General features: G+C 62.5%; 27 protein-coding genes and 1 pseudogene. 10 read left to right on the top strand and 18 right to left on the bottom strand.

What is annotated here, in order from left to right:
* Positions 1–309: 309 nt before the first annotated feature.
* From ABIA73_RS11370 to ABIA73_RS11300, 15 genes and pseudogenes are all read right to left on the bottom strand, one after another.
* Positions 310–957: pseudogene (locus ABIA73_RS11370) on the bottom strand (TrbL/VirB6 family protein); the annotation flags it as partial.
* A 588-nt stretch (positions 958–1,545) separates the two neighbouring features.
* Positions 1,546–2,025, bottom strand: coding sequence for a DUF4189 domain-containing protein (locus tag ABIA73_RS11365; protein WP_354275824.1), 480 nt, complete (start codon positions 2,023–2,025; stop codon positions 1,546–1,548).
* Between the two features lie 117 nt (positions 2,026–2,142).
* Entirely contained in the window at positions 2,143–3,294 is a 1,152-nt protein-coding gene (locus ABIA73_RS11360; protein ID WP_425518196.1) for a TrbL/VirB6 family protein, read from the bottom strand.
* A 52-nt stretch (positions 3,295–3,346) separates the two neighbouring features.
* On the bottom strand, positions 3,347–4,171 hold the full coding sequence (locus ABIA73_RS11355; protein WP_025878712.1) for a TrbJ/VirB5 family protein: 825 nt from the start codon (positions 4,169–4,171) through the stop codon (positions 3,347–3,349).
* Positions 4,168–6,612: a VirB4 family type IV secretion/conjugal transfer ATPase gene (locus ABIA73_RS11350; RefSeq protein WP_080148515.1), complete on the bottom strand. Its 2,445-nt coding sequence runs from the start codon at positions 6,610–6,612 to the stop codon at positions 4,168–4,170. Before ABIA73_RS11350 ends, ABIA73_RS11355 begins: the two co-directional genes overlap by 4 nt.
* Before the next feature lie 75 nt (positions 6,613–6,687).
* A complete protein-coding gene (locus ABIA73_RS11345; RefSeq protein WP_025878714.1) occupies positions 6,688–6,996 on the bottom strand; it encodes a VirB3 family type IV secretion system protein in 309 nt (102 codons plus the stop codon).
* A complete protein-coding gene (locus tag ABIA73_RS11340; protein ID WP_025878715.1) occupies positions 6,989–7,393 on the bottom strand; it encodes a TrbC/VirB2 family protein in 405 nt (134 codons plus the stop codon). Before ABIA73_RS11340 ends, ABIA73_RS11345 begins: the two co-directional genes overlap by 8 nt.
* A 73-nt stretch (positions 7,394–7,466) precedes the next feature.
* Entirely contained in the window at positions 7,467–8,423 is a 957-nt protein-coding gene (locus ABIA73_RS11335; RefSeq protein ID WP_080148514.1) for a lytic transglycosylase domain-containing protein, read from the bottom strand.
* 3 nt (positions 8,424–8,426) lie between these two features.
* Entirely contained in the window at positions 8,427–9,470 is a 1,044-nt protein-coding gene (gene virB11 / locus ABIA73_RS11330; protein WP_025878717.1) for a P-type DNA transfer ATPase VirB11, read from the bottom strand.
* 11 nt (positions 9,471–9,481) lie between these two features.
* Complete coding sequence (locus tag ABIA73_RS11325; RefSeq protein ID WP_025878718.1) at positions 9,482–10,753, bottom strand: TrbI/VirB10 family protein; 1,272 nt, start codon at positions 10,751–10,753, stop codon at positions 9,482–9,484.
* Positions 10,750–11,529 carry a TrbG/VirB9 family P-type conjugative transfer protein gene (locus ABIA73_RS11320; RefSeq protein ID WP_025878719.1) on the bottom strand — a complete coding sequence of 260 codons (780 nt, stop codon included), beginning with the start codon at positions 11,527–11,529 and terminating at the stop codon, positions 10,750–10,752. The genes ABIA73_RS11325 and ABIA73_RS11320 overlap by 4 nt, the downstream gene beginning before the upstream one ends.
* On the bottom strand, positions 11,526–12,599 hold the full coding sequence (locus tag ABIA73_RS11315; protein ID WP_025878720.1) for a VirB8 family type IV secretion system protein: 1,074 nt from the start codon (positions 12,597–12,599) through the stop codon (positions 11,526–11,528). The genes ABIA73_RS11320 and ABIA73_RS11315 overlap by 4 nt, the downstream gene beginning before the upstream one ends.
* Positions 12,600–12,688: 89 nt before the next feature.
* Complete coding sequence (locus ABIA73_RS11310; protein WP_025878721.1) at positions 12,689–13,135, bottom strand: hypothetical protein; 447 nt, start codon at positions 13,133–13,135, stop codon at positions 12,689–12,691.
* A gap of 416 nt (positions 13,136–13,551) precedes the next feature.
* A complete protein-coding gene (locus ABIA73_RS11305) occupies positions 13,552–15,231 on the bottom strand; it encodes a type IV secretory system conjugative DNA transfer family protein (protein ID WP_218787698.1) in 1,680 nt (559 codons plus the stop codon).
* Positions 15,232–15,267: 36 nt separating this feature from the next.
* On the bottom strand, positions 15,268–15,525 hold the full coding sequence (locus ABIA73_RS11300) for a hypothetical protein (RefSeq protein WP_025878723.1): 258 nt from the start codon (positions 15,523–15,525) through the stop codon (positions 15,268–15,270).
* A gap of 122 nt (positions 15,526–15,647) precedes the next feature.
* Between ABIA73_RS11300 and ABIA73_RS11295 the strand changes: the two genes are divergently transcribed.
* Positions 15,648–16,100 (top strand): phosphohydrolase, encoded by a 453-nt coding sequence (locus ABIA73_RS11295; RefSeq protein WP_301864659.1) that lies wholly within the window; start codon positions 15,648–15,650, stop codon positions 16,098–16,100.
* 78 nt (positions 16,101–16,178) lie between these two features.
* A complete protein-coding gene (locus ABIA73_RS11290; protein WP_033831433.1) occupies positions 16,179–17,387 on the top strand; it encodes an MFS transporter in 1,209 nt (402 codons plus the stop codon).
* 90 nt (positions 17,388–17,477) lie between these two features.
* Here ABIA73_RS11290 and ABIA73_RS11285 read toward each other — a convergent pair whose 3' ends face one another.
* Complete coding sequence (locus tag ABIA73_RS11285) at positions 17,478–17,765, bottom strand: barstar family protein (RefSeq protein WP_088100230.1); 288 nt, start codon at positions 17,763–17,765, stop codon at positions 17,478–17,480.
* 177 nt (positions 17,766–17,942) lie between these two features.
* Between ABIA73_RS11285 and ABIA73_RS11280 the strand changes: the two genes are divergently transcribed.
* The 4 genes from ABIA73_RS11280 (at position 17,943) to ABIA73_RS11265 (ending at position 19,168) form a co-directional block, all read left to right on the top strand.
* Positions 17,943–18,191, top strand: a complete 249-nt coding sequence (locus ABIA73_RS11280; protein ID WP_025878727.1) for a hypothetical protein — start codon at positions 17,943–17,945, stop codon at positions 18,189–18,191.
* 9 nt (positions 18,192–18,200) lie between these two features.
* Positions 18,201–18,377 carry a hypothetical protein gene (locus tag ABIA73_RS11275; RefSeq protein ID WP_165780900.1) on the top strand — a complete coding sequence of 59 codons (177 nt, stop codon included), beginning with the start codon at positions 18,201–18,203 and terminating at the stop codon, positions 18,375–18,377.
* A gap of 144 nt (positions 18,378–18,521) precedes the next feature.
* Positions 18,522–18,791, top strand: a complete 270-nt coding sequence (locus ABIA73_RS11270) for a hypothetical protein (protein WP_025878728.1) — start codon at positions 18,522–18,524, stop codon at positions 18,789–18,791.
* Between the two features lie 128 nt (positions 18,792–18,919).
* Entirely contained in the window at positions 18,920–19,168 is a 249-nt protein-coding gene (locus tag ABIA73_RS11265) for a hypothetical protein (protein ID WP_354275815.1), read from the top strand.
* A gap of 38 nt (positions 19,169–19,206) precedes the next feature.
* Here the strand turns inward: ABIA73_RS11265 and ABIA73_RS11260 are convergent, their stop codons facing one another.
* Entirely contained in the window at positions 19,207–20,742 is a 1,536-nt protein-coding gene (locus ABIA73_RS11260; protein WP_354275814.1) for an FAD-dependent monooxygenase, read from the bottom strand.
* 82 nt (positions 20,743–20,824) lie between these two features.
* Between ABIA73_RS11260 and ABIA73_RS11255 the strand changes: the two genes are divergently transcribed.
* On the top strand, positions 20,825–21,469 hold the full coding sequence (locus tag ABIA73_RS11255; RefSeq protein ID WP_313281613.1) for a TetR/AcrR family transcriptional regulator: 645 nt from the start codon (positions 20,825–20,827) through the stop codon (positions 21,467–21,469).
* Between the two features lie 73 nt (positions 21,470–21,542).
* A complete protein-coding gene (locus ABIA73_RS11250; protein ID WP_354275813.1) occupies positions 21,543–23,684 on the top strand; it encodes a TonB-dependent siderophore receptor in 2,142 nt (713 codons plus the stop codon).
* A 57-nt stretch (positions 23,685–23,741) separates the two neighbouring features.
* Here the strand turns inward: ABIA73_RS11250 and ABIA73_RS11245 are convergent, their stop codons facing one another.
* Complete coding sequence (locus tag ABIA73_RS11245) at positions 23,742–24,023, bottom strand: hypothetical protein (protein ID WP_080148506.1); 282 nt, start codon at positions 24,021–24,023, stop codon at positions 23,742–23,744.
* 211 nt (positions 24,024–24,234) lie between these two features.
* Between ABIA73_RS11245 and ABIA73_RS11240 the strand changes: the two genes are divergently transcribed.
* Positions 24,235–24,909, top strand: coding sequence for a response regulator transcription factor (locus ABIA73_RS11240; RefSeq protein WP_080148505.1), 675 nt, complete (start codon positions 24,235–24,237; stop codon positions 24,907–24,909).
* Entirely contained in the window at positions 24,909–26,258 is a 1,350-nt protein-coding gene (locus ABIA73_RS11235; protein ID WP_279209006.1) for an ATP-binding protein, read from the top strand. Before ABIA73_RS11240 ends, ABIA73_RS11235 begins: the two co-directional genes overlap by 1 nt.
* Positions 26,259–26,440: the final 182 nt, after the last annotated feature.

Raw genomic sequence — 26,440 nt, 5'->3', positions numbered from 1 at the left:
TGCGCGCCTGGAATCGGCGCGCAACCTTGGACACCCTGCCCACCAATGGGATACATCCCCGGCGGGCAAGCTCCCTCGGCATGCGCCGAAGAGACCGCGAAGTACCCCAATGAAATGAGGGCCAAGCGCATCAAGGGAATGAACATATCTGACCTCAACCTCGTTCGTTGTTTGCCACACCACGTTGGCCGGTGCTCGGGCCGGAATCAGCGAAGCCACCAAGCTGGGACCCAGCCGCCCCCTTGTGCTGCCCCCCACAGAATTAACTGGAACAGGTGGCATAAACACTGCGCCACCACCCGAACCTGACGAACCCGGCGGCTGACCCTGCGGGCCAGGCGAAGCCGACCCAGCACTACCGCCTATCTGCGAATATGCCATGAAGGTACCCCAGAACGAAGCAGCGACGCGGGCGACCATTTCCATCGCAATACCGGTCATTGCTGCCAGCACGGCCATCGAGAACATGGTACCGATTCCATAGAACAACCAGCGCTGGAACAACGATTTGGTCTGCTCGAACAGCAGGCACAGGATGAACAGCGGGCCAAAGCCGATGAACATGGCCATCGCGACCTGGTACAGCAGCAACATGGCACCGGCAGTGACTGCAGGACCGCCCGTGCCCAGGCCGATGAACCACATCGCTCGCGTCTTCGCGCTGTCCAGGGTGACGTCGCCCGCCACATCCAGCACGCTTACCGATGTCAGCGCCAACTGCATGTAGCCAAGGTTGCGATCGATCAGCTCTTCGGCCGTGTCGTCCTTGCCGGTCACCACATAGGTGATCTCGTCCTGGACGTCCTGGGTCAGGAAGGACTGCAGATCCTTGCCGAACATCGCCATCGACGTGGCCACGGTGACGATGAGCGCCGCGCGCGCCATGTTCGTGGCCAGCGCTGCCATCGAATCGCGGCTGCGCCCGGTCACGATGCGGAAGCCCTGGATCAGCACCCAAGTCGAACAATGCGGGCTTTCAGGAGTTGGCAGATGGTGCGCTACGTCTGAGCCCTGATGAAGCATGTCTGACCTCATCGCTATGAATCTTCAGCATGGCCAGCTGGCTAATTGCTGCGACTGCCTTATTCGTAAATGGCTTCGCCGGCGCGAATACCCCACCACCCGAACGCGACGAATCCGGCGGCGGACCACTAGGCCCAGCGACTTTGGCAGGGCACTAACAGCCATCTACGAATATGCGCGGCTACCCATGAGCCTTCCGGCGGGGCGTCCCAACCCTCGGGCGTGGAGTCACTCCTCCAATCGCACGGAATATCACCTAGCTGGCTAATGCCTGCGTGATATGCATCTAAAGCCAGGCGAGCAACAACCTTCTGAGAAAAAACACGGACGCAAAGTGCAGATCCAAATTAAAACAACAGAGCCAAACGGCAATCACAATTCATGCCAGAGAAAAATATTGCGAACCAATATCCACTTTCGATCCTACTGCCTCTATCCCACGTCATCTCTCTGAAAGCGAGGCATCTTTGATTACCCACAAGCTGCGTTGATTCGTCGTTCTTTGGATCACCGAAGGCAGCCCTAGAACTTTTTGAAAACGGGCAAGGAACATTCGGAATAGACTACGGTGCACTCCCCCCCCCCCGTGTCCTTGCAATGCTCGATTGCGTTTCCGGCCACAGTCTCTGCATCAACCGCCGTATCCAGCGAGCCCTGTCCCTTCCCTGAAGATGGCACCGCAAATGCAACGCACTGGTTGTAGTACGTTACAGAAGACTTGCAGTCCTTTGCACCTTCCGCCGCGCACTTTTTGATGGCCACAGCTACTGCTCGCCGTTCGCTCGATTCATTGGAAGATGTGCCGACGAGACTTGAAGTTGGCGACTCGGCTACAGCCCCCCATCGCGTCAACCATTCGCCCAGTGGCTGAGGCGGCGCAGAAACTGCTGGGCCGGAAGCACCGCTACTCGTCCCGGGTATTGGCGCGCAGCCTTGAACGCCCTGCCCACCGATAGGATACGACCCTGGAGGGCACCCACCTTCTGCTAAGGCTGGCCCCATGCAAAGAATCAGCGCAATAAGTACTGTCGAGCTAACGACTCTATGCATGGCACCCTCCAACTTCCACGGAGCTAAAAACTCATTTCGCATCGTACACTCCAAATTCCGGGGGGGGGGCTATGAGTTCCCTGCGCCAGCATTTCCACGTTGCCCAGTTTGAACCTGAGATTCTGATGCAGTTGCGAACCGAGGCGTTGTGTCCTGAACAGGAACCTGACTTGATGCTTTGGAATTGGTCGGAACAGAGGGCATAAAGAATCCTCCGCCCGAACCTGACGAACCCGGCGGCTGACCCTGCGGGCCAGGAGAAGCCGACCCAGCACTACCGCCTATCTGCGAATATGCCATGAAGGTACCCAGCGTACCCTGGAAGAACATCGCAGCCATTGGGGGAGCAGTCAGAATCAGCGTCGTGAGGATCAACCCCATGCCGCCCTGCTGCAGCGCCATGCTGCTCATGCCTTCGGTCAGGTTGGTGCTCAACAGCGCGCCCAACGCGGACGCACCCCAGAACGAAGCAGCGACGCGGGCGACCATTTCCATCGCAATGCCGGTCATTGCTGCCAGCACGGCCATCGAGAACATGGTACCGATTCCATAGAACAACCAGCGCTGGAACAACGATTTGGTCTGCTCGAACAGCAGGCACAGGATGAACAGCGGGCCAAAGCCGATGAACATGGCCATCGCGACCTGGTACAGCAGCAACATGGCACCGGCAGTGACTGCCGGACCGCCCGTGCCCAGGCCGATGAACCACATCGCACGCGTCTTCGCACTGTCCAGGGTGACGTCGCCCGCCACATCCAGCACGCTTACCGAGGTCAGCGCCAACTGCATGTAGCCAAGATTGCGATCGATCAGCTCTTCGGCCGTGTCGTCCTTGCCGGTCACCACATAGGTGATCTCGTCCTGGACGTCCTGGGTCAGGAAGGACTGCAGATCCTTGCCGAACATCGCCATCGACGTGGCCACGGTGACGATGAGCGCCGCGCGCGCCATGTTCGTGGCCAGCGCTGCCATCGAATCGCGGCTGCGCCCGGTCACGATGCGGAAGCCCTGGATCAGCACCCACAGCGTCATCAGCACCAGGGCGATCGAGCCGACCCAGGTCATCATGCGACCGAGCACGCCTTCGCCGAAGTTGGCGATCTCCTCTCGCAGGTACTCCAGGATCAGCTTGAAGAACACGAAGTCGCCCACTGAGGCGAACAGCGTTCCGTGCAGCAGATCCCCGATCACCATGCCCTGCATCATTCCCTGACTCATCACATCACCCGCCCCGTATCGGGGCCCTGCTGGAGTGCTTTACGCACGTGGTTCACTTGGAGAGAGCTGCTTTCAGCGCGGCTGCCTTGATCACGGTGCCGAGCGGGTTGCTTTCGCCTTTCAGTGCGCGCTCGGTCAGGTTGCGCTGGCGCCCCTGGAGGGCGGCAATCTGCTGGTCGTACACCTTGATCTTGGTTTCCCATTCCTTGAACGCCTTGTCCATCGCAAGCTGGCTGGCCGTATTGTTGGAAATATCCTCCTGCAAGGCACCCTCGTTGCGAAACGCGTTGCGGATGTTCCGAAGCTGCCCCAGCATCTGCTCCATGGCGGGCATCGACTTGGTCACCACGTCGACGGTTTCGTTGTACTTTTTGTTCTCAAGTACCTGGATGTAGGCACAGATGGAGCGCTGCTGCGCACCGATGTCGCCACCCGGGCTGACACCCAGCAACGACATCAGGCCTTCCTGACTGACCATCGAACCGCCTCCGCATTTCTCGGCGACGTTCCAGTTCTCGGGAATCCGGGTAAGCACAGGCGTGGGCGGCATCAGGGGTGAAGCGATGATCTGGTACCAGTTCTGCAGCCTGGAGATCCAGTTGTCCACCGTCTTCATGTACTGCGCGGCGGTTTCCGACCAGCGCCCGGCCTCGGTGAGGTACTCGCCAGCGGACTTGTATTCCTGCAGGAAGTTCATGATCCAGTTCGCAGGGTCATAAACAGTCATCGCCTGCGCCTGATGGGTGCCGGTACTGAACGTTGTACCCAAGGTCAGCATGGCGGCAAAGATCGGCGCCAAGCGCCGGCGACGCGGCGCGCTCTGTCGGGTTTCATTTGCCATGGCATTTTCCTTGTGCAGATCGGTGATGGTCTTCATGCCGCCTCCTCGTCCTTATCGGCCCGCTTTCCCGAGCCCTTTCGATTCTTGTAGAAGGTGTCCAGCCACTGGTCCGGGGTCAGCTCGTCGACGGTGACCCGTGCACGCACTGCGGCGGTCTGCAGGACGCGATGCATGACCTCGATGTTATCGGTCGATGCGGAGATGACCGACAGGATGTCATCCATGCCCCGCAGGTTGAGCTGACACACGCTGGACGCATGGCCCTGTTTGACCAGGAAGCATCGCGAGCGCTCGTCCAGCGCAGTGACCACTTTGAATTCGGCCTCGGTCAGCTTCAGGCCGTCCATGTAGTCGCTCTTGCTGGCGTTCGGGTTGGGCAACAGGATCAGCGTCGCGGTCTGCTCGATCAGCGCTGCGGAGATGTCGCTCTTCAGCGCATCCTCCGGGCTCTGCGTCGCGAAGATGCCGAGGCCGTTCTGCTTACGGATGGTCTTCTGCTTGTTCTTGGCGAATTCCTTCAGCCCACCCTCGCCATCCAGGATCTTCCAGAATTCGTCCATCACGTAGATCAGCGGGCGACCATCGATCAGCGATTCCAAGCGATGCAGCAGGTAGTTGATGACCGGCACACGTACTTCGGGATTGTCGATGATGTCGGTGTAGTCAAAGCCGATGATGTTGGCCTTGCTCAGGTCCACCGTATCGACCGGATTGTCGAACACCCAACCCAGCGAATTTCCCGACGTCCAGCGGCGCATGCGCGCGTAAAGGCCGTCGTCGCCCATGTTGGGCAGGCTCTTCTGGAAATTGGTCATGCTGCGCAGGTGCATCGGCGTGTCGAGCATGCTTTCCACTGCCCGGTAGATGTCCTCTTCCTCGCGGGCGCTGTACTCGCGCTTGCCGGCCAGCACCTTGATCAGGTCGGCCAGGAACTGCACGTTGCTTTCGTTGTTTTCGCACTGGAAAGGATTGAAGCCTGTCGGCGCACCGTTCTCCAAGGCCAAGTAATTGCCACCACAAGCGCGCACGAAGATCTCAGCACCGCGATCCTTGTCGAAGAAGAAAATGGTCGGCGACGGCTCGTACTTCTGTACCTGACTCAGCAGGAAGTTGATCAATGCCGTCTTACCGGTACCCGACTTACCAATCACCATGGTATTGGCAATCGCCTTCTCGCCCAGCGAATTTTCCGACGGGTGGGTCGCATGGAAGTTAAAGTAGTACGGCTGACCGTTGGTGGTTTGCAGGGTGGTAACGCAATCGCCCCACGGGTTGTTGTGCTGTTTGCCGGTGGCGAAATTGTGCAGCGGCGACAGACCCAGGAAGTTCAGCGAGCTGACGTTGGCCAGGCGCGTACGGAAGCGCCAGTTGGCCGGAATCTGCGAGTAGAACGACGAGGTGACAGCCAGATCTTCCTTGGTCGACACGAAACCGGCGTTGGACAGTTCAGCGCGCGTCGTGGCGACGTTCTGAGACAGCTTCGCCTGACTGTCGCCGTACACGGCCATGATGAAATGATACTCACCCAACACGAAGTTGCCCGAAGACAGCTGATCCATCGCGTAGTCAAGCTCGGCGATCTGACTGACAGCTTTGTCACCCGACGAAATCATCATGCCCTTGGTGCGATCCAGCACCTTCAGCGCGTCTTGTCGCCCCATCGGACTGAATGAATGAGTGATGACGTATTCGTAGTCCAGATACTTCAAACCATTGAGAATGCCGGGGTATGTACCCTCTGCATACTCCTTGATGTTGAGGATGGCACCAAAATGATTGACACCATTTGGAGTATTGATGACGAAGTCACCGGTTTTCGCCGAAAACATATGGCGACTGATCGGAAGATAGTCCTTCACCGGGGCGGACAGCACCGGCACCGGCTCGTCGACCCTGTTGATCAGGTAGCCGAACAGCTCCAGCGTCTCGGAGAACACGACACCATTCTTGGCTTCATACATGCCCAGGCGGTACGGCGCGTAATCGCGGATGACTGCTTCAACGTTGCCGGCCAGCTCAAGGAGCTTTTCCACCGCCTGATCCTGTTCCCCCTGCAGCTTGTCGATGCTGGCCGACTTTTCGACGAAGCGCTTACCGGCCACGACTGGACGATAGATCATCGTCAGGTAAAGCTCGTTCTGCATAATGCGCTGCGATGACAGCATGCCCATGTACTGATCGGACACGTCCTGGTTGAAGCGCTGGTTGTAACGACTGCTGCCCTTGAGCGTGCGTCGGCGACGGATGTCGTGCACCCAGAAGGCCACATTGACGAAATCTGGTGCACGCAGGGTCTGCAACAGGCGGTTGAAGGTATTGTGCCGGTGCTCCAGCTCCCACTCCTCGCGACCGACGAACGGCAGGCCTTCCAGGTACCACGTCAACAGATAGTCCCCGCCCGTGGTTTTGACCACGTTCGGTGCCACGTGTGACGAGAGAGGAACGAACTCGCTGATGGAGGTATCTGGAGAGAACATGCGACTGCTTCCAAAAAGTGCGCCAGGGAACTACAAAGTGGCAGGCGGGAGCGGGCACCCGCCTGCCGATGCCCGTCAATCCGTGCGGGCGGCTTTCTTCCGGTAGTGGTTCGGGCTGAACACCCACATTCCATCGTGGTCCTGCAGGTTGCGCGCCTTGAACTTGAAGAGTAGACGCAGGCCCAGCAGGCGGAAAATCAGCTCATCCCGCTTGGCCATCTGTCGCATGATGAAAATCGCGACTGGAATGGCGAGCAGGAACCAGAAATTGGTATAGACGCTCAACAGCAGCAACCCACCTGCCACCATGAAGAATGGCAGGTAGGGAACGCCCAGAAACATCGCAGGGCGAGTGCAGCCGCGGAACAGGACGTTCTTATGCACTGTAGTACTGCAGCACGTTGTTGATGACGGCAGCCGAGCTGCCCGAGCAGTTGCCATCACTGCCTTCACCCAGCAGCATCCGGGCGATCTGGCCGGCAGCACCGATCAGCACGCCACCGATGAGGATCGGCGCGACATCGGCGATGCGCTTGTGGGCGAAGGCGATCTGGTAGCCAGCAAAGATAACGGCAATCGTCACCACGGCGATCGAAGCAATGTTCAGCAGGCCGTTGATGTTGGCAAAGAAGCCGCAAACGCGCTCATCGGTGCCACCGAAGTCGGTCGGGCCCGACGCAAACACCTGCGGAGCGAATACTGCGCCGACGAAGAGGGTGGCCATCAGCATGGACTTCAGCGTGCGCTGGGCCTGGACGAGGTCGAGATTGAATCGCTTCATGGATTGATTTCCTTGTTGATGGACTAACACAACTGAATCGACCAGCCGGGGGACTGGTCGCACCACGACTTCGTCAGAACACGAAGGCCGCATCCCCAGGGGGAATCTGTTGAGCCGGCACGGGCTGCACCGGCGCGTTGTACATGTTGTTGGGGGACGCCGATTCGCCCTGCTGCCCCCAAGGCTGCAACATCACTGGGCTCTCGCCACCACCGGCAGCGACGCCAGGCAGCTGCTGCGGCATCATCGGCTGTCCGCGCTGCCCCGCAGCGCCCTGCGGCGCCTGTTGCGCATAGCTTCCATCTGGCTGCGACTGCGGCTGCATCATCCGATCCACAGAGCCCAGAACAACCCTCGACAACGCCTGATCGGCAAGATTCACGAGACTTCCACGCGCCATCGCGCCCGCAGAGGGATAGACGGTATACGCTCGCGCTGGATCGTTGGACGGAACATAAATCGGGCCATCGGCCTGAGCTACGATGCGGGCTTGAGCGGGGGAAGCCATCTGCGGATGGTGCTCGACCTTGACGGTTCGCCGCTCACCACGGTCAACCACGTCGATGGGTAGCGCGCCATTGCTTGCGACCTGCTGCCCACGGCGCATCGAATCAAAGACCTTCTGCACGTAGCCGTGGCGGAATCCCGTTTCAAAGTTGCCCGAGTAGTAGCAACTGAAGGACTTGCCCCAGTCCTTACCCGAGCGCTTGTAGCACTCTGCAAGAATGCGGGAGCCGGCCTGCAGGTTTGGACACTGCTGGAACGCCTTCTCATAGGAGTCCAGACCATACTTGCCAAGATTGTAGCGATTGACCTGGGCCAGCCCGATGGAGAAGTTGTAGCCCTTCTCCTCAAGCATGCGCACGGTGGCCAATGCCTCGTCCAGCCCCTTGGGTTGGCGGACAAGCGCTCCACCAACCACGCCGATGGCGTAGGGGTTACGAGACGATTCAACATTGATGACGTGCTGCATTACGTCCATGGAGACGGCCATCTCCGGGCACGCCATCATTTCCAGTCCTGGCAACATCGCTCAACCCTCCTGCCCCTGGGCGCGCCCAGGATTGAAATCGATGCCGGTGATATAGCGCGCACCTGCATGCGCCTTGATATGCACAACGATGTCGATGGTCATCATCAGCAGACGCTTGATGACGTTAAATTCAAGACCTGAGCCTTCGGTCGAGGCCTTCACCATCAGCGCCAACTGATCCCAAGTCTGCTCCGGGCTGCCTGCGTGACAGCTGGTGATGGAACCGGGGTGGCCCGAGGCGCAGTTACGGATGAAATAGAACGCCTCGTCACCACGCAGCTCGGCGAGGATGATGCGCTCGGGTTTCATGCGCAGGCAGGCTTCCATGCAGCTCTTGGCCGTCACGTTGCTGGCGCTTTGCCCACCTTTTGAATACAAAAGATGCACCACGTTGGGCTGAGTCAGGAACAGTTCGCGTGCGTCCTCGATCGTGACTAGGCGCTCGCTGTCCGGAATGTGATTGACCAGCGCCTTCATGAAGGTGGTCTTGCCGCTACCGGTCGCGCCGGAGACGACGATGTTCTTGCGATACATCACCGCACGGCGGAAGAACTCCGCGTACTCGCGGGAGTGGCGCAGTTCCAGCAGTTCGCGATCCTGCTCGCTGATGCTGCCATCCTGTTCGAGAATCTGGTTGAAGAAACCATCCTCGTGGTACTGCGTAAGCGATTTGGTGTGCTTGGAAGGCAGGCGAATCGTGATTGACACCTTGCCGGCATCACATGCCGGTGGAATCACGAACTGCGCACGCTGGCCGGTCGGAAAGGTCAGCGAGACCACCGGATCGGCATCGGTGATCCGCTGGCCCGTGTTGCTCTCGTTGACCACAGCGGTGCAGAACTGCCGCGCCCGCTCGAATGTCAGACTCGGCACGTCCATGCGCTGCCACCCTGCCCGCGTCTCCAGGTACAGCTCACCCGGACGGTTGATGCAGATTTCCGTTACATCGGGCGAGTTCATGTACTCGGCGATGCCCAGCACTTCGTACTGATAGCGCAGGAAATCGCTGGAGACGAGGGCGAGGGGTGACACTTCGGCGTCCATGGTCGTATGGGTTACCTGCGCGGGTTCAGCACATTGGCGAAGTCGACGTCCTTGGCGACGTAGACATTCACAATCGTGCCTTGGTTGATCGTTACGGTCGGCTGACGACGGCCTTCGCTGAGAGCCTCGTTGGCCAATCGCTCCATGGTCCGCGCCGTAGCACTTTCATAGGGCGAGCGGACAGCAAACCCATTGCTTGCGACGGTCGTCGACTCCGGACCGTGCTCTGCAGCGGCGTACTTGAAGGCATCGGCGATGAGGCTGATCATCAACGCCGAGGCGATGCGACTTCCCCAATGTGCGCTGTACTGGCCCGGATGACCGGCACCACCCAACTGATCGACGCCGGGACTGGACATGGCCACGTCGATGCCATTGGGGGTAGTGATTCGGTCCCAGATGACTTCCACGCGCTTGCCATTCGGGCCACCACCGTATGCGCCGTAGATCTTCGACCCCTTCGGCAACAGCAGGTTGCGCCCATTGATCGAGTACACCGGCTCGGTCACCAGGCAGGAGGTATAACCCGCGATGTCGGTGATGATCCGGGTTTCCAACACGCAACGCAGGTAAGTACCACGAACCAGCAAAGCATCCGGACTGCGGATGAACGCGGCATTCGAGACATCTTCCACATCCGGGCCGCGGCGTACCTTCTGCTGCTGTTGGGCCTGCGGATTGGCCGCCTGCATTGCAGCAATCATTGCCTGACTGTAGTCGGTCCCCTGTCCTGGCGGCTTGCCAGCAGAATCGCCTGCATTAAATCCGGCGCTGCTGCCGATACGACGATCGAGCAGCGATGGCCCACGTGGTTCCTCGCTCTGCCGCAAGCGCGCTCGGTCGGCGTCCTGCAGACTGACCATCGGAATATCCGGCTGCGGCGCAGGCGGCAACATCGGAATCGGATCGGCAGGTGCAATGGGCGCCGGCGCGCTGGCAGCCGGCCCAACCGTCGGCAGATCCGGCGTGGAAACACGGGATTCCTGGCGGTTGCCTGTCGTGGCGCTCTTGTCGTCCTGACCCTTGCGGAACAGCAGGAAGCCCATGGCAACGAGCAGCACCACAATCCCGCCAAGGAACATCAGCGCCTTGCGGTTCAGGCGCTGCTCTTCAGCCGAGCGCAACTGAGGTGCAGCAGCATCGAGATTGGGCGCCGCTTCTGCCTGCTGAGCACCGAAGTACGGGTTCGTTGGCGTTTCGGCCGGACCCTGACCACCGTAGGGGCCATGCCCTTCGTCGCGCCCGTTGTTCGGATCGTTTCCGGGAGTGTTCTGCTGGCTCATTTCTTCACGTTCCTTCGCAGACCAACGACGTAATCGCCGTGGCGGATGACCAGGTACGGGTAAGTCCCGTGGACGATCAAGGTATTGCCTTCGACAGTGGTGTTGACGACGAAGTCCTCGCCGTATTCCTTCTCACGGCCGAACACGGCGGGGAAGATGCCGGTTTTGTATTCAGGTGAATTCGGCAGCTTCAGGTACGTGAAACGACCGTCGTCGTAGGCGTTGACCGGAATCAGCCACCCCATTTTCTTCGCCTTGCTGGTCGAATAGGAGTAGTTGAAGTTGTACTGCCTGTCCTTGGCCATTTCAGTGCTCAACAGCGGCTGCGCCTCTTCCTCAACGGCCTCCTGGGCAACACCGAATACGGTGTCGTTGGGATAGCTGAAGGCGATCTTGTACTGCACGCCGGCGCGACGGGCCTGCTCGAGCTGACGCCAGTCTGTCGCCACGACCTTCAATTCGAAGATGTAGGAATGAGTCTCAGTGCGAACCATCATGTTGGTATCGACGTCGACGTTCTTCGGCTTGATGTAGAACACATTCTCGCGGCGGGTCAACTCCCAGCCGTTGCTGAAACCAGTGCTGTAGTCGAGGATCTTCTCGCTCGGGCTCAGCTCGATCTGGGTAGTGAGACCCAGGCCGGTGCGAACCGGATAGATGCGATCCTTCTCATACTCGTAATGGTCTACCGCCTGCGCCATCGCCGCGGTGGAGAACACCAGCGACAACAACGACAGCAGCGCCAATGCGCTCCCCCTGACTTTTCGACTACTCATCGGTTGCTTGCTCCATCAGCATTTCCGGTGGAATTATTCTGTACCGGCCTCATGGCCGGTTGACCGGGCATGGTCTGCCCTGGCGCGGCTTGGCCCTGCATCGGCTGCTGCACGGGCTGCCCCTGCACGGGCTGTCCTTGCATAGGCTGTCCTTGCATCGACTGGCCGACCATCGGCGGGGTGATCTGGACATCGCCCGGCACGGCGAGCGGCTGCCCCGTTGCCGGGTCGATCATGGTGGCCGCTGCCGGGTTGTTCGGGTCATACACGCCTTGTTGTGCTTGCGTGGCCTGCTGTTCTGCCTGCTGCTGCAACTGCGCATCATCCGGACCCGGCACACCGCGCGAGTAATCATTGTCGCGGCGATACTCGAAGACCTGCATGCCCAAAGGATTGAGAATGCGCTGCTGCTCGTTCAGCGCCAGATTCGAGTCATAGCGGAACCGCAACGTGATCAACTGATTGTCCAGGTAGGACGTCGTCGCCTTGTTCTTGTCGTAGACGCTGCGCTGGATTCGTACCGAGGCCCCGCGGAAACCACCGTTAACCTGAGCCTCCAACGGCGTAATGCTGAGAATCTTCACCCGGATGGCACGATCCTTGCCATACAGGGTCACCGGGCTCTGTGGGTTGTTCGGGGAATAGAAGGCACGGATGGCGGCACTGGTGCGCGTGTCGGACATGACGTGCACCAGCGCCCAGTCGCGCAGGCCCATGACAGCGAAATCGTAGGATTCGCGCGCCATGACGTACTGGGCTACGTTGCTGCGATTGATCGCATCGCTCGCGGTGATCGACTGCCCTTCGAAATTGCCGGTCAGGCGCGCCACCGTCGCCGTACCGGTATAGGCATCAGCCATCACCAGGAACGGCACCTTCTCCTTCAACGGCAGCATGTAGTAGTAGCCACCGGCCAGAGCCAGCGACATCAGCAACGAACCGGTGGCGACCCACCAGGCACGACGCTCGCTGCGCCGGGCCATGTCGGCCACGGTGATCTCGTAGCTGACCGCCTTGGCGACCGACTGCTCGACCTTGGGGCTGTTGCCTGCATCCTTCTTGCGGAACATGGGTTCTTCCGTACTGCTGAAACATCAATGGGCGCGACGCCCCTGCGCCAGGCGCGGGGTGCGGCACGTTCGATGATTTCGACGCGGTCTCAGCTGCCGCTGCTGGCTTCGGGATCCTGGGCCGACGCGGTCGGCGTCGATCCAGCGCTCTGCACGACGATCTGGTTGCCGACGATGGAGACGGAAACGCCCTGCGCCGCATAGGCCGCCGTGAGATCGATCACGGCCTGCTGTGCGTTGGTGGTGTCGATCTCCGACACCGCGCCATACAGGGTGAAATCCGAACTGAGGCGATAGTCCAGCGTGCGGCCGGAATCCTTGGCCCAGCGCTCGAGCATGGCCTTCAGCGTGCGATCCATTGGCGACGCCTGATAGACGTAGCTGGAGTACAGCGGAATCTCGGTCGGAGCCGTCGCGAAACGGTTGACCGGCTTCCAACGCCCTCCAAAGTCGGGTGCGGGCTTGGTAGCACAACCGGCCACCATCAACGCCGCCACTGCGGCGATGGACATTTTTGCAATAAACGCCTGATTCATACGGGCTTCACTTTGACGTACGAAAAAGCAGTCCCGATGTTGGTCCCTTGGTCGTCCGGCACTGCGCGATGCACGCCGGAAACGTAACGAATGCACTGCTTAACAGCACATGGGCACGGTTCCCCTGCAGCTCGAAAGCTGCCAACCAAGTCGCGTGAAGCAACCTCATCCGAGGCCCCTCTCACGCACCCTCACCAACGTCGGAACCATCCCTGTTCCCATGGCTGAAACTCCTGGCCACTCTGAAAGCATGACGAATCACACAGATCCGCAAGCCACGCATAGAGTCGCACAACTACGCGTCAATTCGATGTCAGACAAATCTGAATTTTGACCAACGTATGGCGTTTCTTTGACGCACTTCACTAATTCACCTCAATGAATGCGTGCATGCGTCACACTTTCAAGTCTGCAACTTAGACATCCAGCATCGGCACGTCAACCTTTGGCAGTAGACGTGACGTGAAATAGCGATCCTTGTAATAGCGAATCTTGTCGCACTTGACCGGATGCGGGATGCCTTCGTACAGGAAGACTTCCTTGTCCGGTCCCATCGCCTTGAGCTCCTGCGGCAGCATCAGCGCGCGACGCTCCTCGGTGAAGCTATGGGTCTTTTCACGTGCGTGGGTGACGTTCTTCTTGCGGATGGTGGTGTAGCCCAGCATGTCCGAATAGTCGTTGGCATCCTGCTGTTCGCGCGGGGCGTACAGGATCTGCAGCGCATGGTTGGTGATGATGGTGCGCGAGACTTCGCGGCCATAGGTGGCATCCAGCTGCGACATGCTCTGGATGATCGGCAGCAGGCGCACGTTGTAACCGGCCATGTAGGACACCGCGGAGGCGATGATTTCGACCTTGCCGATCGAGGTGAATTCGTCCATCAACAGCAGGCACTGGTACTTCAGGTCCGGATTGGACTTGGGCAGTTCCTTGGTGTTGAGGTTGATCAACTGGCTGAAGAACAGGTTGATGATCAATCGGCTTTCGGCCAGCTTGTTGGGCTGGATGCCGATGTAGATGGTCATCTTCTTCTTGCGCACGTCGGTGAGCAGGAAGTCGTTGGTGCTGGTGGCCTTGTCCAGGACCGGATTGATCCAGGGGTTCAGCGGTTCCTTGAAGGTACCCAGGATCGAGGCGAAGGTCTCGTCGGCCTGGGACAGCATGTTGGCGAATGCCGAGCGCGCGTTGCTGCTGAGGAATGGGCGCTCGGACAGGCCCTTGAGGAACTTCTTCAGGTCGCTGCCATCGCCGGAGGACAGGCGGTAGACCGCACCCAGGGTCGGCGTGCCCTGCCCGCCCGGGAAGCCGCTGCTGCGCTCGTCATCCCAGTTCTCGAACAGGTACAGGGTGAAGGCTATGAAGGCATTGCGCGCCTGGCTGATCCAGAACTTCTGGTCTTCCGAGCCATCCGGATACAGCATCGCACCGATGCTCATCAGGTCCGAGACTCGGAACGCCGGGTCGTCGGAGACATAGCTGAGCGGGTTCCAGCGATGGGTGCGGCGATCTTCGGCGAAGGGGTTGAACAGGTAGATCTCCTGCCCCTGGCTGGCGCGCCAACCACTGGTCAGGTCGAAGTTTTCCTGCTTGATGTCCAGCACCACCAGCGATTCGCCGTACTCCAGCAGGTTCGGGATGACCACGCCGACGCCCTTGCCCGAACGGGTCGGGGCCGCCAGGATCACGAATTGCTGGCCGTCCAGCCGCACCAGCTTGCCGCCATGGCTGCCGACCACGATGCTCTGGCCGCTCTTCTTGAACATGCCATGCTTGGCCAGATCGGCGCTGGTGGCAAAGCGCGCGTCACCGTGCAGCGAGCGCTTGTCCTTCTTCAGCAGCACGACCAGGCCGACGATGGCCAGCACCAGCAGCGGCAGGCCGAAGCCGAGGTAGCCGGCCCATTTGATCTTGCCCACGAACGGGGCAACCTGCGGCTGGCCGAGGACGTGGAAATACTGGTAATAGGTATTCCAGGTGAGCAGCTTGGTATCCAGACCAAGCAGCAGCAGCGTCAGGTAACCGGAAAGCACGAACCCAAGCAGCAGGGTCGCCAGCGTGATGATGGCGATGAGCAGATACTTCTTACTGGACAACACCCGAATCCTCCATGATGCGCCCGAGGGCGCGACGGCTTAGCGGCGGCGTCGCTGCGACGCCTTCCTCCGCAGGTTGACTTCATTCTCCAGCCCGGGCTCCACGCCCTCTTCCCGCACCAGTTCCTCAAGGTACCGGCGCGCATCGGCCAACGACATCAGGTCGGTCAGACGTTCCCCACCGTCGACGATGACCGCATGGCCGACCACATCGCCGGGAGCGTACACCGGCTCGTGGGTCACCGCTACCAGACGGAAGCGGCCGCGTAGTTCCAGCTGATGGGTGTATTCCTGCATGTCTCATCTCCCTGATGGAATCCAGATGCCATTCCTGCAGCGTCCGATGATGCCTGCACGGCCGTGGTGGCGGCATGCAGACAGTCCGTACGACAATACACGCTTGCACCGGGGAGATCGCAATGGACTGGGTAGCACGTGCACGCATGCTGGCGCTGGAGGCCCATGCCGGCCAGGTCGACAAGGCAGGGCACCCCTACATCGGCCACGTTGGCCGGGTGGCCGCTGCCGTGCGCGGCGATGATGAAGCAGAGGCGGTGGCCTGGCTGCATGATGTGATCGAGGACTGCCCGGCCTTCGCTGGGCAGGTGCAGGCCTTTCCCGCCCCGTTGCAGGACGCGGTCCGGCTGCTGAGCCGGACGTCTGCGGCGGATGCCGACACGTACTACGCACGAATTTCGGCGGATCCGCTGGCACTGAAGGTCAAGCTGGCCGACATCGCCGACAATGCCGATGAAGCGCGGCTGGCATCGCTGGATGCCGCCACCGCCGAGCGCCTGCGTGACAAATACCGACGGGCCTTGGCGGCGCTTGGCCAGCCGGCCACGCCGGCAGCACCACCCATCGAACACTGATTTACCCCCAGCCCGGCTGATGCCTGTTGCGGTGCAGCAGTACAATGGGGCGCTTCCCCCGCCCCTTTGCGCCCCCGAATGAGCCCCAACTCCCCTCTGGCCGCTCGGCTGACGCCGCGCCAGCGTACCCTGATCATCCTCGCCCTGTCGTTGGGCGGCTTCGCCATCGGCACCAGTGAATTCGCCAGCATGGGCCTGATGCTGGAGATCAGCCGCGGCCTGTCCATCAGCGAGACGCAGGTCGGCCACCTGATCAGCGCATACGCCATCGGCGTGGTGGTGGGCGCACCGATCCTGGCCTTCGTCGGCGCCAGCTTCCCGCGCCGCAAGCTGCTGCTGGCGTTGATGGGGTTCTATGCCGTCGGCAATCTGGCCAGCGCATTGGCCCCGAACTACGGCACGATGCTGGTGGCGCGCTTCGTCGCTGGCCTGCCGCATGGTGCCTACTTCGGCGTGGCGATGCTGGTGGCCGCAGCGATCAGCCCGGCCGGCCAGCGCGGGCAAGCGATGTCGCGCGTGCTGTTGGGGCTGTCGGTGGCGATCCTGATCGGCAATCCGCTGACAACCTGGCTGGGCCAGCAGCTGAGCTGGCGTACCGCCTTCGCCCTGGTCAGCGTGCTGGCCATCGCCACAGTGGCGATGATCGCGCGCTTCCTGCTGCCCGATCCGGATGAGGTGCGGACCTCGCCGATGCGCGAGCTGCGCGCATTCAACACCACCCAGGTTTGGCTGGCGCTGTCGATCGGTGCGGTGGGCTTTGCCGGCATGTTCTGCGTGTTCACCTACTTGGCGCCGACCCTGGTGCAGGTGACCGGCGTGGCCGAGTCGTGGATGCCGCTGGCGGTGGGCGTATTCGGCATCGGCGCGATCATCGGCAACATCGCCGGCGGCTGGCTGGTCGACAAATTCCACTTCAAGGCCGCCGCCGTGGTGCTGGTGTGGTCGATCGTGATGCTGCTGCTGTACCCGCTGGCCGCCGAATCGGTGTGGACCATCGGCCCGATGATCATCACCGTGGGCACGATGGGCGCCCTGGCTGCGGTACTGCAGACGCGCCTGATGGACGTGGCGGGCGAGGCGCAGACCCTGGCCGCCGCCTCCAACCATGCGGCGTTCAATACCGCCAATGCGCTCGGCCCGTGGCTGGGCGGCATGGCGATCAGCGCCGGCTTCAGCCCGGCCACCACCGGTTACGTCGGTGCGGCGACGGCGGTCGGCGGCCTGCTGCTGTGGTGCGTGTCGGTGATGCTGGAGAAGCGCAGGGTTGCCATCGCCGGCAGCCGCTGAACTGCGCACTGATCGTCAGCCGTCGCCCAGGCGACGGTGTTGCCTTGGAGGCAACAGGTAGCACCGCGCTGGCAGCAGCTGCACACCGAACTACCGCAGGCAATAGCTGAAGCGTTCGCCCAGTGCCATGGCCTCATCCTGGCGCTGCACCCGCTCAAGTACGTCGACGATCTGCTGGAAGCGAGGCCCCAGCGCCTCTCTGGAAACCTGATGGCCGCTCCAGGTCAGCTGCAGCGGGCGCTCGACGCTGGCACTCAGCAGATCCCAGAGGGCGTCGAGATTGTTCCCATAACCGCGCTCGACACCCAGTGCGAGCGCCAGCGTCTCGTGGAATGCCCGCTCGCTGTGGATGCGGTTGCCGTCCAGTTCGATGTCCATTGCGGGCTACTCCGTTGCCAGCGGCGAGTGGAAATTCAACCTGCATGCTATCCCAGCCGCATGCGCAGCCCTGAAGCGTAGCAGCGGACCTCGTTGACTTCGCCACCGCGCTGGCCTGACAGCCTCATCACGGTAGGAAAACGAGGATGGAGACATCTGTCTGCAACCGAGAACACCATGCCGGACACCGGCCACTTCGCCATCCATGCCTTCGAGGCCGCGTTCAACATTTCCGGCGATGTGGAGCGAATCATTTCGCTTACCGTGTCATGCCGTCATTGTGCGGAAATCACCTGCGCCCAGGATGCAAACCTGTTGCACCTGCCGGGCGGTACGCTGTTCCGTTGTGATGCCTGTGGCTGCCATCAGGCCATCAGCAATGCGCGCCTTTCGGACTGGCAACTGCCGCCCCTGCTGGGCGTATGAGGACGTACCATGCCGTTGACTGAAGAACAGTTCACCATCCTGCGCGCCATTGCCGATGCGCGCCCTGTGGGAAGCGATGCGGCGACGTGGGCCGTGAAGGAAGGCCTGGCGGTGCAGGCGGAAGATGCGGATATCGATCTGACCCCACACGGGCGCGACATGCTGGCCTCCCAACCGGCGCGCTGACCGGGCAGCACTGGCATGCAGCATGCACATGCCGTGGTCAGCTCATCACGGCATTTGCCCGCTGGCGGTGCGACGAACACGCGGTGTAGATCTGCGTTGTTGCAGAGTTGCGCACGCCAGCCCCCCAAGCGCGACACAGTCCTCATGCACCGCCAGCTTTCCCCCACCTGCCACGATGCGATTGCCCTGCGGGCCGGCGCGCTGGGTAGCGTGCTGGGCGTGGCGCTGTTCAAGGTCTTTGCGCTGTCTGCCGCAGCGGCCGGCTCGATGATGACGGTCGGGCTGTGGCTGCTGGGATGTGCACTGCTGGCGGCCTGGGCGTTGGCGGCCTGCCTGACCTGCCTGGCCTTGAGCCGGCGCGTGTTCGTGCTGATGCTCGCGCTGTCGACGGTGTTCCTGATCTGCATTGCCTGATTGACAATCGCCCGCCTCTGAGCACTCCCACAATTGTTACTCAATAACAAGTGCTGCCAGTCGGATTGCGCGTGAGCCAGGTCACGGATTGAATTCGATGGCCAGACCGGCCCTCTTGAGATCCCCCCATGCGCCTGCCGCAGCCCCTGCTCCGCTCCGCTCTCTGTGTCCTTGCTCTCGCTTCGATCAGCGCCTGTGCCACCTATGACGATTCGGCCATGCACGCAGCCTGCCAGGAGTCGCCGCATGTGAAGGACCTGCCGCCTGAGGTCGCCGCCCGCGAAAGCCGATGCAGCAAGAGCGTTGAAGTGTGGTCGAGCGAGCGCAAGGGCAGTGGCCAGCCGCTGGACCTGAGCGGCAAGAAGAAGGATCTCTGAAAGACGGCGGCGCAGCCCTGCGCGGGCTGCGCCGGAACTCAGGCAATCGCTTCCCTGCCAGCTGAGCCCGTCCATTCCTGTACCGCCTGCGCCAGTCCTGCCGCATCGGCGCCATCACTGGCCCAGGCGACAATGCCGTCCGGGCGAACCAGCAGCGCCGACAGGCCCAGCGAATCGACAGCGGGCTGCGCGATGGACAGGATGCGGGCCCGTTCAACATCAACCGCCTCGTACAACGAGGCAGCAGCATCGAACACCAGCAGCACCGCCTGCCCTGCCCGCAGTAGTTCACCCATGCGGCGACCATCGACCAGCAGGAAATCGGGCGTGCTGCGGCCCACCAGCGGATGGGTATGGCCGAGGTCCAGCTGCTGGCCCACACCCCACACGCGCTCGGCGAGATACGTGGCGCCATCACGTGTTTCTGCCAGATCGGCCACGATGGCAGCCAGTGCACGTGAGCCCGCGCTGGGGCGCATCAATGCGACCTGCGCGCGCGACCACTCCAGCACGCGAGCGCCGAACGGATGGCGTTCGGCCTGATAGGTATCCAACAGCGCATCAGCTGCCTCGCCGCGCACGACGGCGGCGAGCTTCCAGCCAAGGTTCATCGCATCGCCCAGGCCCAGATTCAGACCCTGCCCACCCAGCGGCGAATGCACATGTGCGGCATCGCCGGCCAGCAGCACGCGGCCACGACGATAGGCGGTGGCCTGCCGTGCGCCGTCGGTCCAGGTGGTGGCCAGATGCAGCGCGGTGATCGTTGCTTCGCGGCCGGAGATGCGGCGCAGCAGCGCCTGTGCCGATTCGCGATCAAGTGGCTGGCGGTGGCCCGCGCCGCCGTCGAAGTCGGCCAGGGCGATCGTGCCCGGCGGATTGAAGTTGCACATGCCCTGCGCGGTGGTGTGACGCCCCGGGCTGAGTACCGTCGGATCTTCCAGTTCAACACTGAGCGAGTGGCCGGTGAACTCTGGATCGGTACCAGCAAAGCTGAAACCACACTGCTTGCGCACGGTGCTGCGGCCTCCATCGCAGCCGACCAGCCAGCGCCCGCGGAAGGCCTGTCCGCCCGCCTCGACCTGGACCTCGTCGGCCCCCATCCGCACGCTCTGCACGCCCGCACCACGCAGGATCACTGCGCCCAGCGCCTGCGCGCGCTCGGCCAGCACGGCCTCCAGCGCCTGCAGTTCCACCGCCATCTGCGTGCCGACCGGGCTGCGCAGGCGCCACGGCCAGCGACCGCTGTCGACATTGTCCAGTGCAAACGGAATACCCGCAAAGTGACCACCCAGCTTGCGTGGCTGCGAGAGCCAGTGCGCGGTTCCCGGCGGCGGCGGGCCTTTCTCCGGCTTCAGCACCTGGCCGGCTGCCACCGCGTCCAGCACACCGCGCCGGTCGAGCGCCTCCAGCGTCGGGGCATTCAAACCGCGCAGCCCGAACGGCAGGCGCTTCAGCGGCGAATCCGGCGAGGCCGCCTGCTCCAGCACCAGCACCGCGCTTCCTGCCTGACACAGTTCACAGGCCAGCAGCAGTCCCACCGGGCCAGCCCCGGCAATGACGACGTCGTACCGCATTGGCAATCCTCGTGAGCACCCGGTCGGCACTCTGGCGGCCTCAATGTTACACTCGATGTACTTTTCCACAAGTGACCCGCCCATGCCCCCCCCATCCGGCCGCCGTGAGCAGCGCAAAGCCGAGACCCGACAGGCGATTTCCGACGTCGCCACCCGGCTGATCATCGAGCGCGGCTTCGAGGCGGTGTCAATGAGCGAGATCGCCGACGCCGCCGGGGTTTCGCGCAAAACGGTGTTCAACTACTTCGCCAGCAAGGAACAGCTGGTGTTCGACCGTGACGAGGAAGCGCGCCAGTTGCTGCGCGAGGGCATGGCCGCGCGCACGTCGATGACGCCGCTGGCCGCCTTCCAGGCACTGGTGCGGGAACTGCTGGACACCGGCCATCCGCTGCTGCGGATCAACGCCGGTGCGGCGTCGTTCTGGAAAACCGTGGCCCAAAGCGCCGTACTGGTGGCTCATGCGCGGCAGCTGCAGGCGCTGCTGACCGATGACCTGGCGCAGTTGATGGCTGAGTCAGCGGGGCGACCCGTCGGCGACGCCGACGCACGACTGGGCGCGACGATGCTGATGGCGTCGATGGTGGCCGCCTACGAACAGGGGCTGCGCGCCCTGTCGTTCGGCGGTGATCCGCGGCAGGCGATGGTGCCGCTGATCGTGCGCGGCGCCACCGGCGTGCTGGTGGCGTTGGCCGGTACGCCGTATACGGATCCGTCCGCGCGTCCATGACGCAATCGGGGGATGGGCACCCGATCATTGCAAATGCTAATCTTTCTCATTTGCAGACAAGCCTGATACGCCCATGCCCCACTTCCTGCCCCGCCGCAGCATTCTGTGCCTGGCGACGACACTGGCTTTTGCCACCCCCGGATACGCCGCCGACGCCCCGCCCAGCCGCGTGCAGGAGCTGGACAAGGTGGAGGTGCGGGGCCGCGCACAGACGTTGTACCGGGTGGATGACGCGGCTGTCGGCACCCGCACCGATACATCGCTGGAACTGGTGCCGCAGTCCATCCAGGTACTGCCGCGCGAGCTGATCGACGACCAGGCTGCACGCCAGGTGACCGATCTCTATCGCAGCATCAGCGGCATCAGCTACTTCAGCTATGCCGGGGTGACCCTGCGTGGTTTCCGCCAGGAGAACGTGCTGTATGACGGCCTGCGGGGCGACCCTTATGCGGGATTCTCGGTACCGCAGTTGTTCAACATCGAGCGGGTGGAGGTGCTGAAGGGACCGGCCGGCGCGCTGTACGGGGGCGGCGACGCTGGCGGCGTCATCAACTATGTGACCCGCAAGCCGAAAGCCACTGCCGAACGCCGCGTTGAACTGCAGATGGGAAACAAGGATTTCCGCGCCGGCTCGATCGAAGGTACCGGGCCGTTGAATGCAGCCGGCACGGTGCGCTACCGCGCCGGTCTGTATGGCGACAACGAGCAGGGCGTGCGCTGGAACACCGACAGTGAAAGCGTGATCGGCGATGCCTCGCTGGCCTTCGACGTGGGCGACACCGGCGAGCTGGTGCTGCAGTTCACCGACATTGCCCAGAACCTGGGCGGCAATCGCCTGCGCGGTGTTCCGGTCGATGACAGGGGCAATTTCCTGACCGACCGCCGCTGGAACCACAACGAGGCCAGCGACTTCCTGGACATGCGGGCCAAGGTGGCGCTGGCACAGTACCGTTTCGCGCCGCGCGACAACCTGGACGTGGATATTGCCGCGCGCTGGTTCAGCAACAACGAACACCAGATGTACCACGAGCCGATGGGCCTGATCGACCGCGACCGCGATGGTGTGGCCGAATGGATGACCCGGCAGCTGCGCAACCAGATCCGCGACAACGAGGCGTTCACCGCCAACGCCAATGCGGTGTGGCGGGTAAGCACCGGTCCGGTGGAACACAAGGTGCTGTTCGGTGCGGACGTATACCAGCTGGATGCGGACTTCACCGCGCAGACCGCCAACAGCGCCGACCTCGCGCGCGGCGCCGGCCCGGTGCGTGGCATCGACCTGTTCAATCCGGTGTATGGCGCCAGCACCTGGCACGATTACAACCTGTCCAGCCTGCCCTGGCGCAGCACCAGCACGCGCAGCAGGCGTTATGGCGGTTACCTGCAGGACGAGCTGGCCCTGACCCCGCGCTGGCACGTGCTGGCCGGCCTGCGCTGGGACGGTTTCAAGGACGACGACCGCCTTGCCGGCAGCAGCGTGGATGGCAACGACATCAGCTGGCGCCTGGGCAGTACGTTCACCGTTCGCGATGGACTGAACCTGTATGCCAACGTGGCCAGCGGCTTCGTGCCGCAGTCGGCGGCCAACCAGAATTCCGCCGCGGGCGGCCCGTTCGATGCCGAGCGCAGCAGGCAGTGGGAAGTGGGCATGAAATCGCTGCTTGCCGAGCGCCTGAGCCTGAACCTGGCGGCCTACCGTATCGACCGCAGCAACATCGTGCAGGCCACTGGCGAGGTCATCAATGGTGTGAACCAACTGGCGGCGCTGGGCCTGGTGCGCAGCACCGGCATGGAGATGGATCTGTTGGCCGACGTGACCGAGCGCTGGGTGCTGAACCTGACCTACGCATACAACGATGCGCGGGTGAAAGACGCAGGCCCCAATGGCATCACCAACGCCTCCGGCGATCGCTTCGCCAATGCACCGCGCAACAAGCTGGGGCTGTGGACGCGCTACGACCTGCCGGCGATCAACTCGGCCATTGGCTTCGGTGCCGACTACGTGGATGAGCGCATCAGCCTGGATGGCCAGCGCGTGAAGCCGTACACCGTGTTCGACATGAGCTGGAAAACCACGTGGAAGCAGTGGCAGTTCCAGGCCAACGTCAAGAACCTGTTCGACAAGGTGTATGCCGCCAGCGGATTCATCGAGCGCAACGGCCATTTCCCGGGCGAGCCGCGCCGGGTGTATGTGCAGGCCGGTTACAGCTTCTAGGCCAGCGCTGCAGAGCAACGCGGCGGGGAAGTGGCATGGCCACTTCCCCGACCGGCGTCAGCCCGAGCAGGACACCAGCATCGAGCGGGTGACCATCTGGGTGGAGGTGAAGCCGTTCTTGTTGCCCACCGCGATGGCATTGCCCTCATCGCCATCCTTGCTGAAAACCACGTAGCCGCCCGGGCACATCTGCCCGGCCTTCTCGTAGCAACCGCTCCAGGAACTGGAGCCGCTGCAGTCAATGGAAACGCCACGGCGGCCGTCGGGGGTGACGGTCATCTTGGCGGTGGTGCAGCCGGTCAGCGTGGCGAGCAACAGCAGCGGAACGAACAACTTCATGGTGACTCCAGGGATGGGAACTGCGAATGGGCGCCAAGGCTGGAGCGCCTGGATTGCGTGAACCTTGCGCCGTCCCCGCGGCGTCATCGCATCCCTGCATGACCTGCCGGCGGCTGTGCAGGCACGCCATGTTCACGCAATGTTCCTGTAATACGGTGCCGGCGCGTGCCGAACCGCCCTTCTGCGGCCTCTCCCTGTCCAAGCCCTGCTGATGCACATCCTGCTGATCGAAGACGAAGCCGAACTGGCCGCCACCCTCAAGTCCGCCCTGCAGCGCGAGCGCTATGTGGTGGACGTGGCCAATACCCTGGCACTGGCGCGGGAGGCGGCCCTGTGCGGCCTGCACGATCTGGTGCTGCTGGACCGCACCCTGCCTGATGGCGATGGCCTGGCGTTGATTTCCCTGCTGCGCGAGCGCAATCCCGGGGTGCCGATCATCGTGCTGAGCGCGCTGGGCCAGTTGCCGGACCGGATTGCCGGGCTGGATGAAGGCGCCGATGACTACCTGGCCAAGCCCTTCGCGCTGGAGGAGCTGTTCGCGCGGATCCGTGCTGCGGGCCGTCGCCCAAGCGGATTGCAGGTGGAGTCCATCAGCATCGGCCGATTGGTGTTCGACCCCGCCTCGGGCGAGGCCAGTGTGGGCGGCCAGCGGCTGGAGCTGCCGCGGCGCGAGATCCGGGTGCTGGCCGCCCTCGCACGGCGCCTGGGCCGCACCGTGCTGCGCGAATCCATCGAGATGGCGGTGTATGGCTTCGACGACGGCATCCATTCCAACACCCTGGATTCGCACGTCTCGCGCCTGCGCCGAAAACTCGCTGACGCCGATGCGGGCGTGGAGATCCACGCCATTCGCGGGGTTGGCTATCTGATGCGGGAAAGCAAGTGATGGCGCGTCGCCCGTCGTTGAAGCGACCGCTGATCGTCAAGACGCTGATCTACCAGTTGCTGGCCCTGCTGGTGGCCTTCTTCGCCCTGCTGATGGTGCTGGTGCGTGCCGACAGCGGTGGCTACTACACCATCCAGACCTTCGCACCGGTGGCGGCCGAGGCGGTGCACCGCGACCGCAACGGCGAACTGTACGTGCAGCACACGCCGGAGCTGGCGGAACTGCTGAAGCTCGTCCCCGGTGCCTGGTTCATCGCCGAGGACGAGCATGGGCACTACGTCACCTTCGGTCATGTGCCACCGGCCTATGCCTCGCTGGTCGGCGCCCTCGATGGCATCCCCTATGGCGACCTGCGCGGGCGTGATCGCAGCGATGGCCTGGCGGTGGTAGTGCGCCAGCACAGCGGACCGGCCGGCAAGCTGACCATCATGGCCCATGGCGAAACCGATTCGCTGACCATGCAGATGGCGTTGGCCGCGCACATCATCACCCTGCCGATCTTCCTGCTGCTGGCGCTGGCCACCATCATCCTGACGCCGATCATCGTGCGGCGGGCACTGGCCGGTGTCGAGCGCATCGCGCAGGAAGCCCGCAACATCTCGGCCAGCCGTCGTGGCATCCGCCTGACCGAGACCGCGGTGCCGGTGGAGATCGCGCCGCTGGTGACCGCCGTCAACGATGCATTGGACCGGTTGGATGAAGGACACGAGCGGCAACGCCGTTTCATCGCCGCAGCGGCGCATGAGTTGCGCACGCCGATCGCGATCCTGCGGGTAAAGATCGATGCCGCTGATGATTCGACTTCGCGCAGCCTTGCCGTGGAAGTCGCGCGTCTGGCGACCCTGGCCGAGCAGCTGCTGGACCTTCACCGCATGGAAGAGGACGGTCCAAAGGAAACCCTCAACCTGGCCCGGGTGGCCAAACGGGTGGCCGCCGATCTTGCGCCCCTGCTGATCCAGTCGGACAAGACGGTGGCGGTGGCGGTGGAACCCCACTTCCCGGTGCTGGGTGAGGCCGGCGCGGTCGAACGGGTGATCTCCAACCTGGTGTTGAATGCCGCCGAGCACGGTGGCCGCCAGATCATCGTGCGGGTGCAGGGCAGCTGCCTGGAAGTGGAAGACGATGGACCCGGCATTCCGGTGGACCAGCGCGAACGTGTGTTCGAGCCGTTCCAGCGACTGCGCCCACGCCAGACCGGCGCGGGCCTGGGACTGAACCTGGTGCGGCAGGTGATCGACCGTCACGGTGGCCATGTCACGATTCTGGATGCCCCTGGTGGCGGCGCGCTGATCCGCGTCGAATTTCCGCAGCACCCGGGCGTTGTCTCTGCGCCATCGGTAGAGCAGTGAGGACGTCCGCACATCGGTGACTGCCGCCTGTCCGTGCGCTGCAGACAGCGATGACACGCAAGGTTGCGGCAATGTTCGCTGCGCAGCATCGAATCGATGGCATCTGCGGTGCCATCGCGTTCCATCCTGACAGGAAGCCTGTACGTGACCGAAGGAGTTCCTCCACCCTCCTCTTCTAGCCG

The organism is Stenotrophomonas sp. 2694 (genome assembly GCF_040548715.1).
GTDB classification, from domain to species: Bacteria; Pseudomonadota; Gammaproteobacteria; order Xanthomonadales; family Xanthomonadaceae; genus Stenotrophomonas; species Stenotrophomonas indicatrix.
Note: the sequence above shows the minus strand (reverse complement) of the source record. Positions and strands in the feature narration are given on the sequence as shown.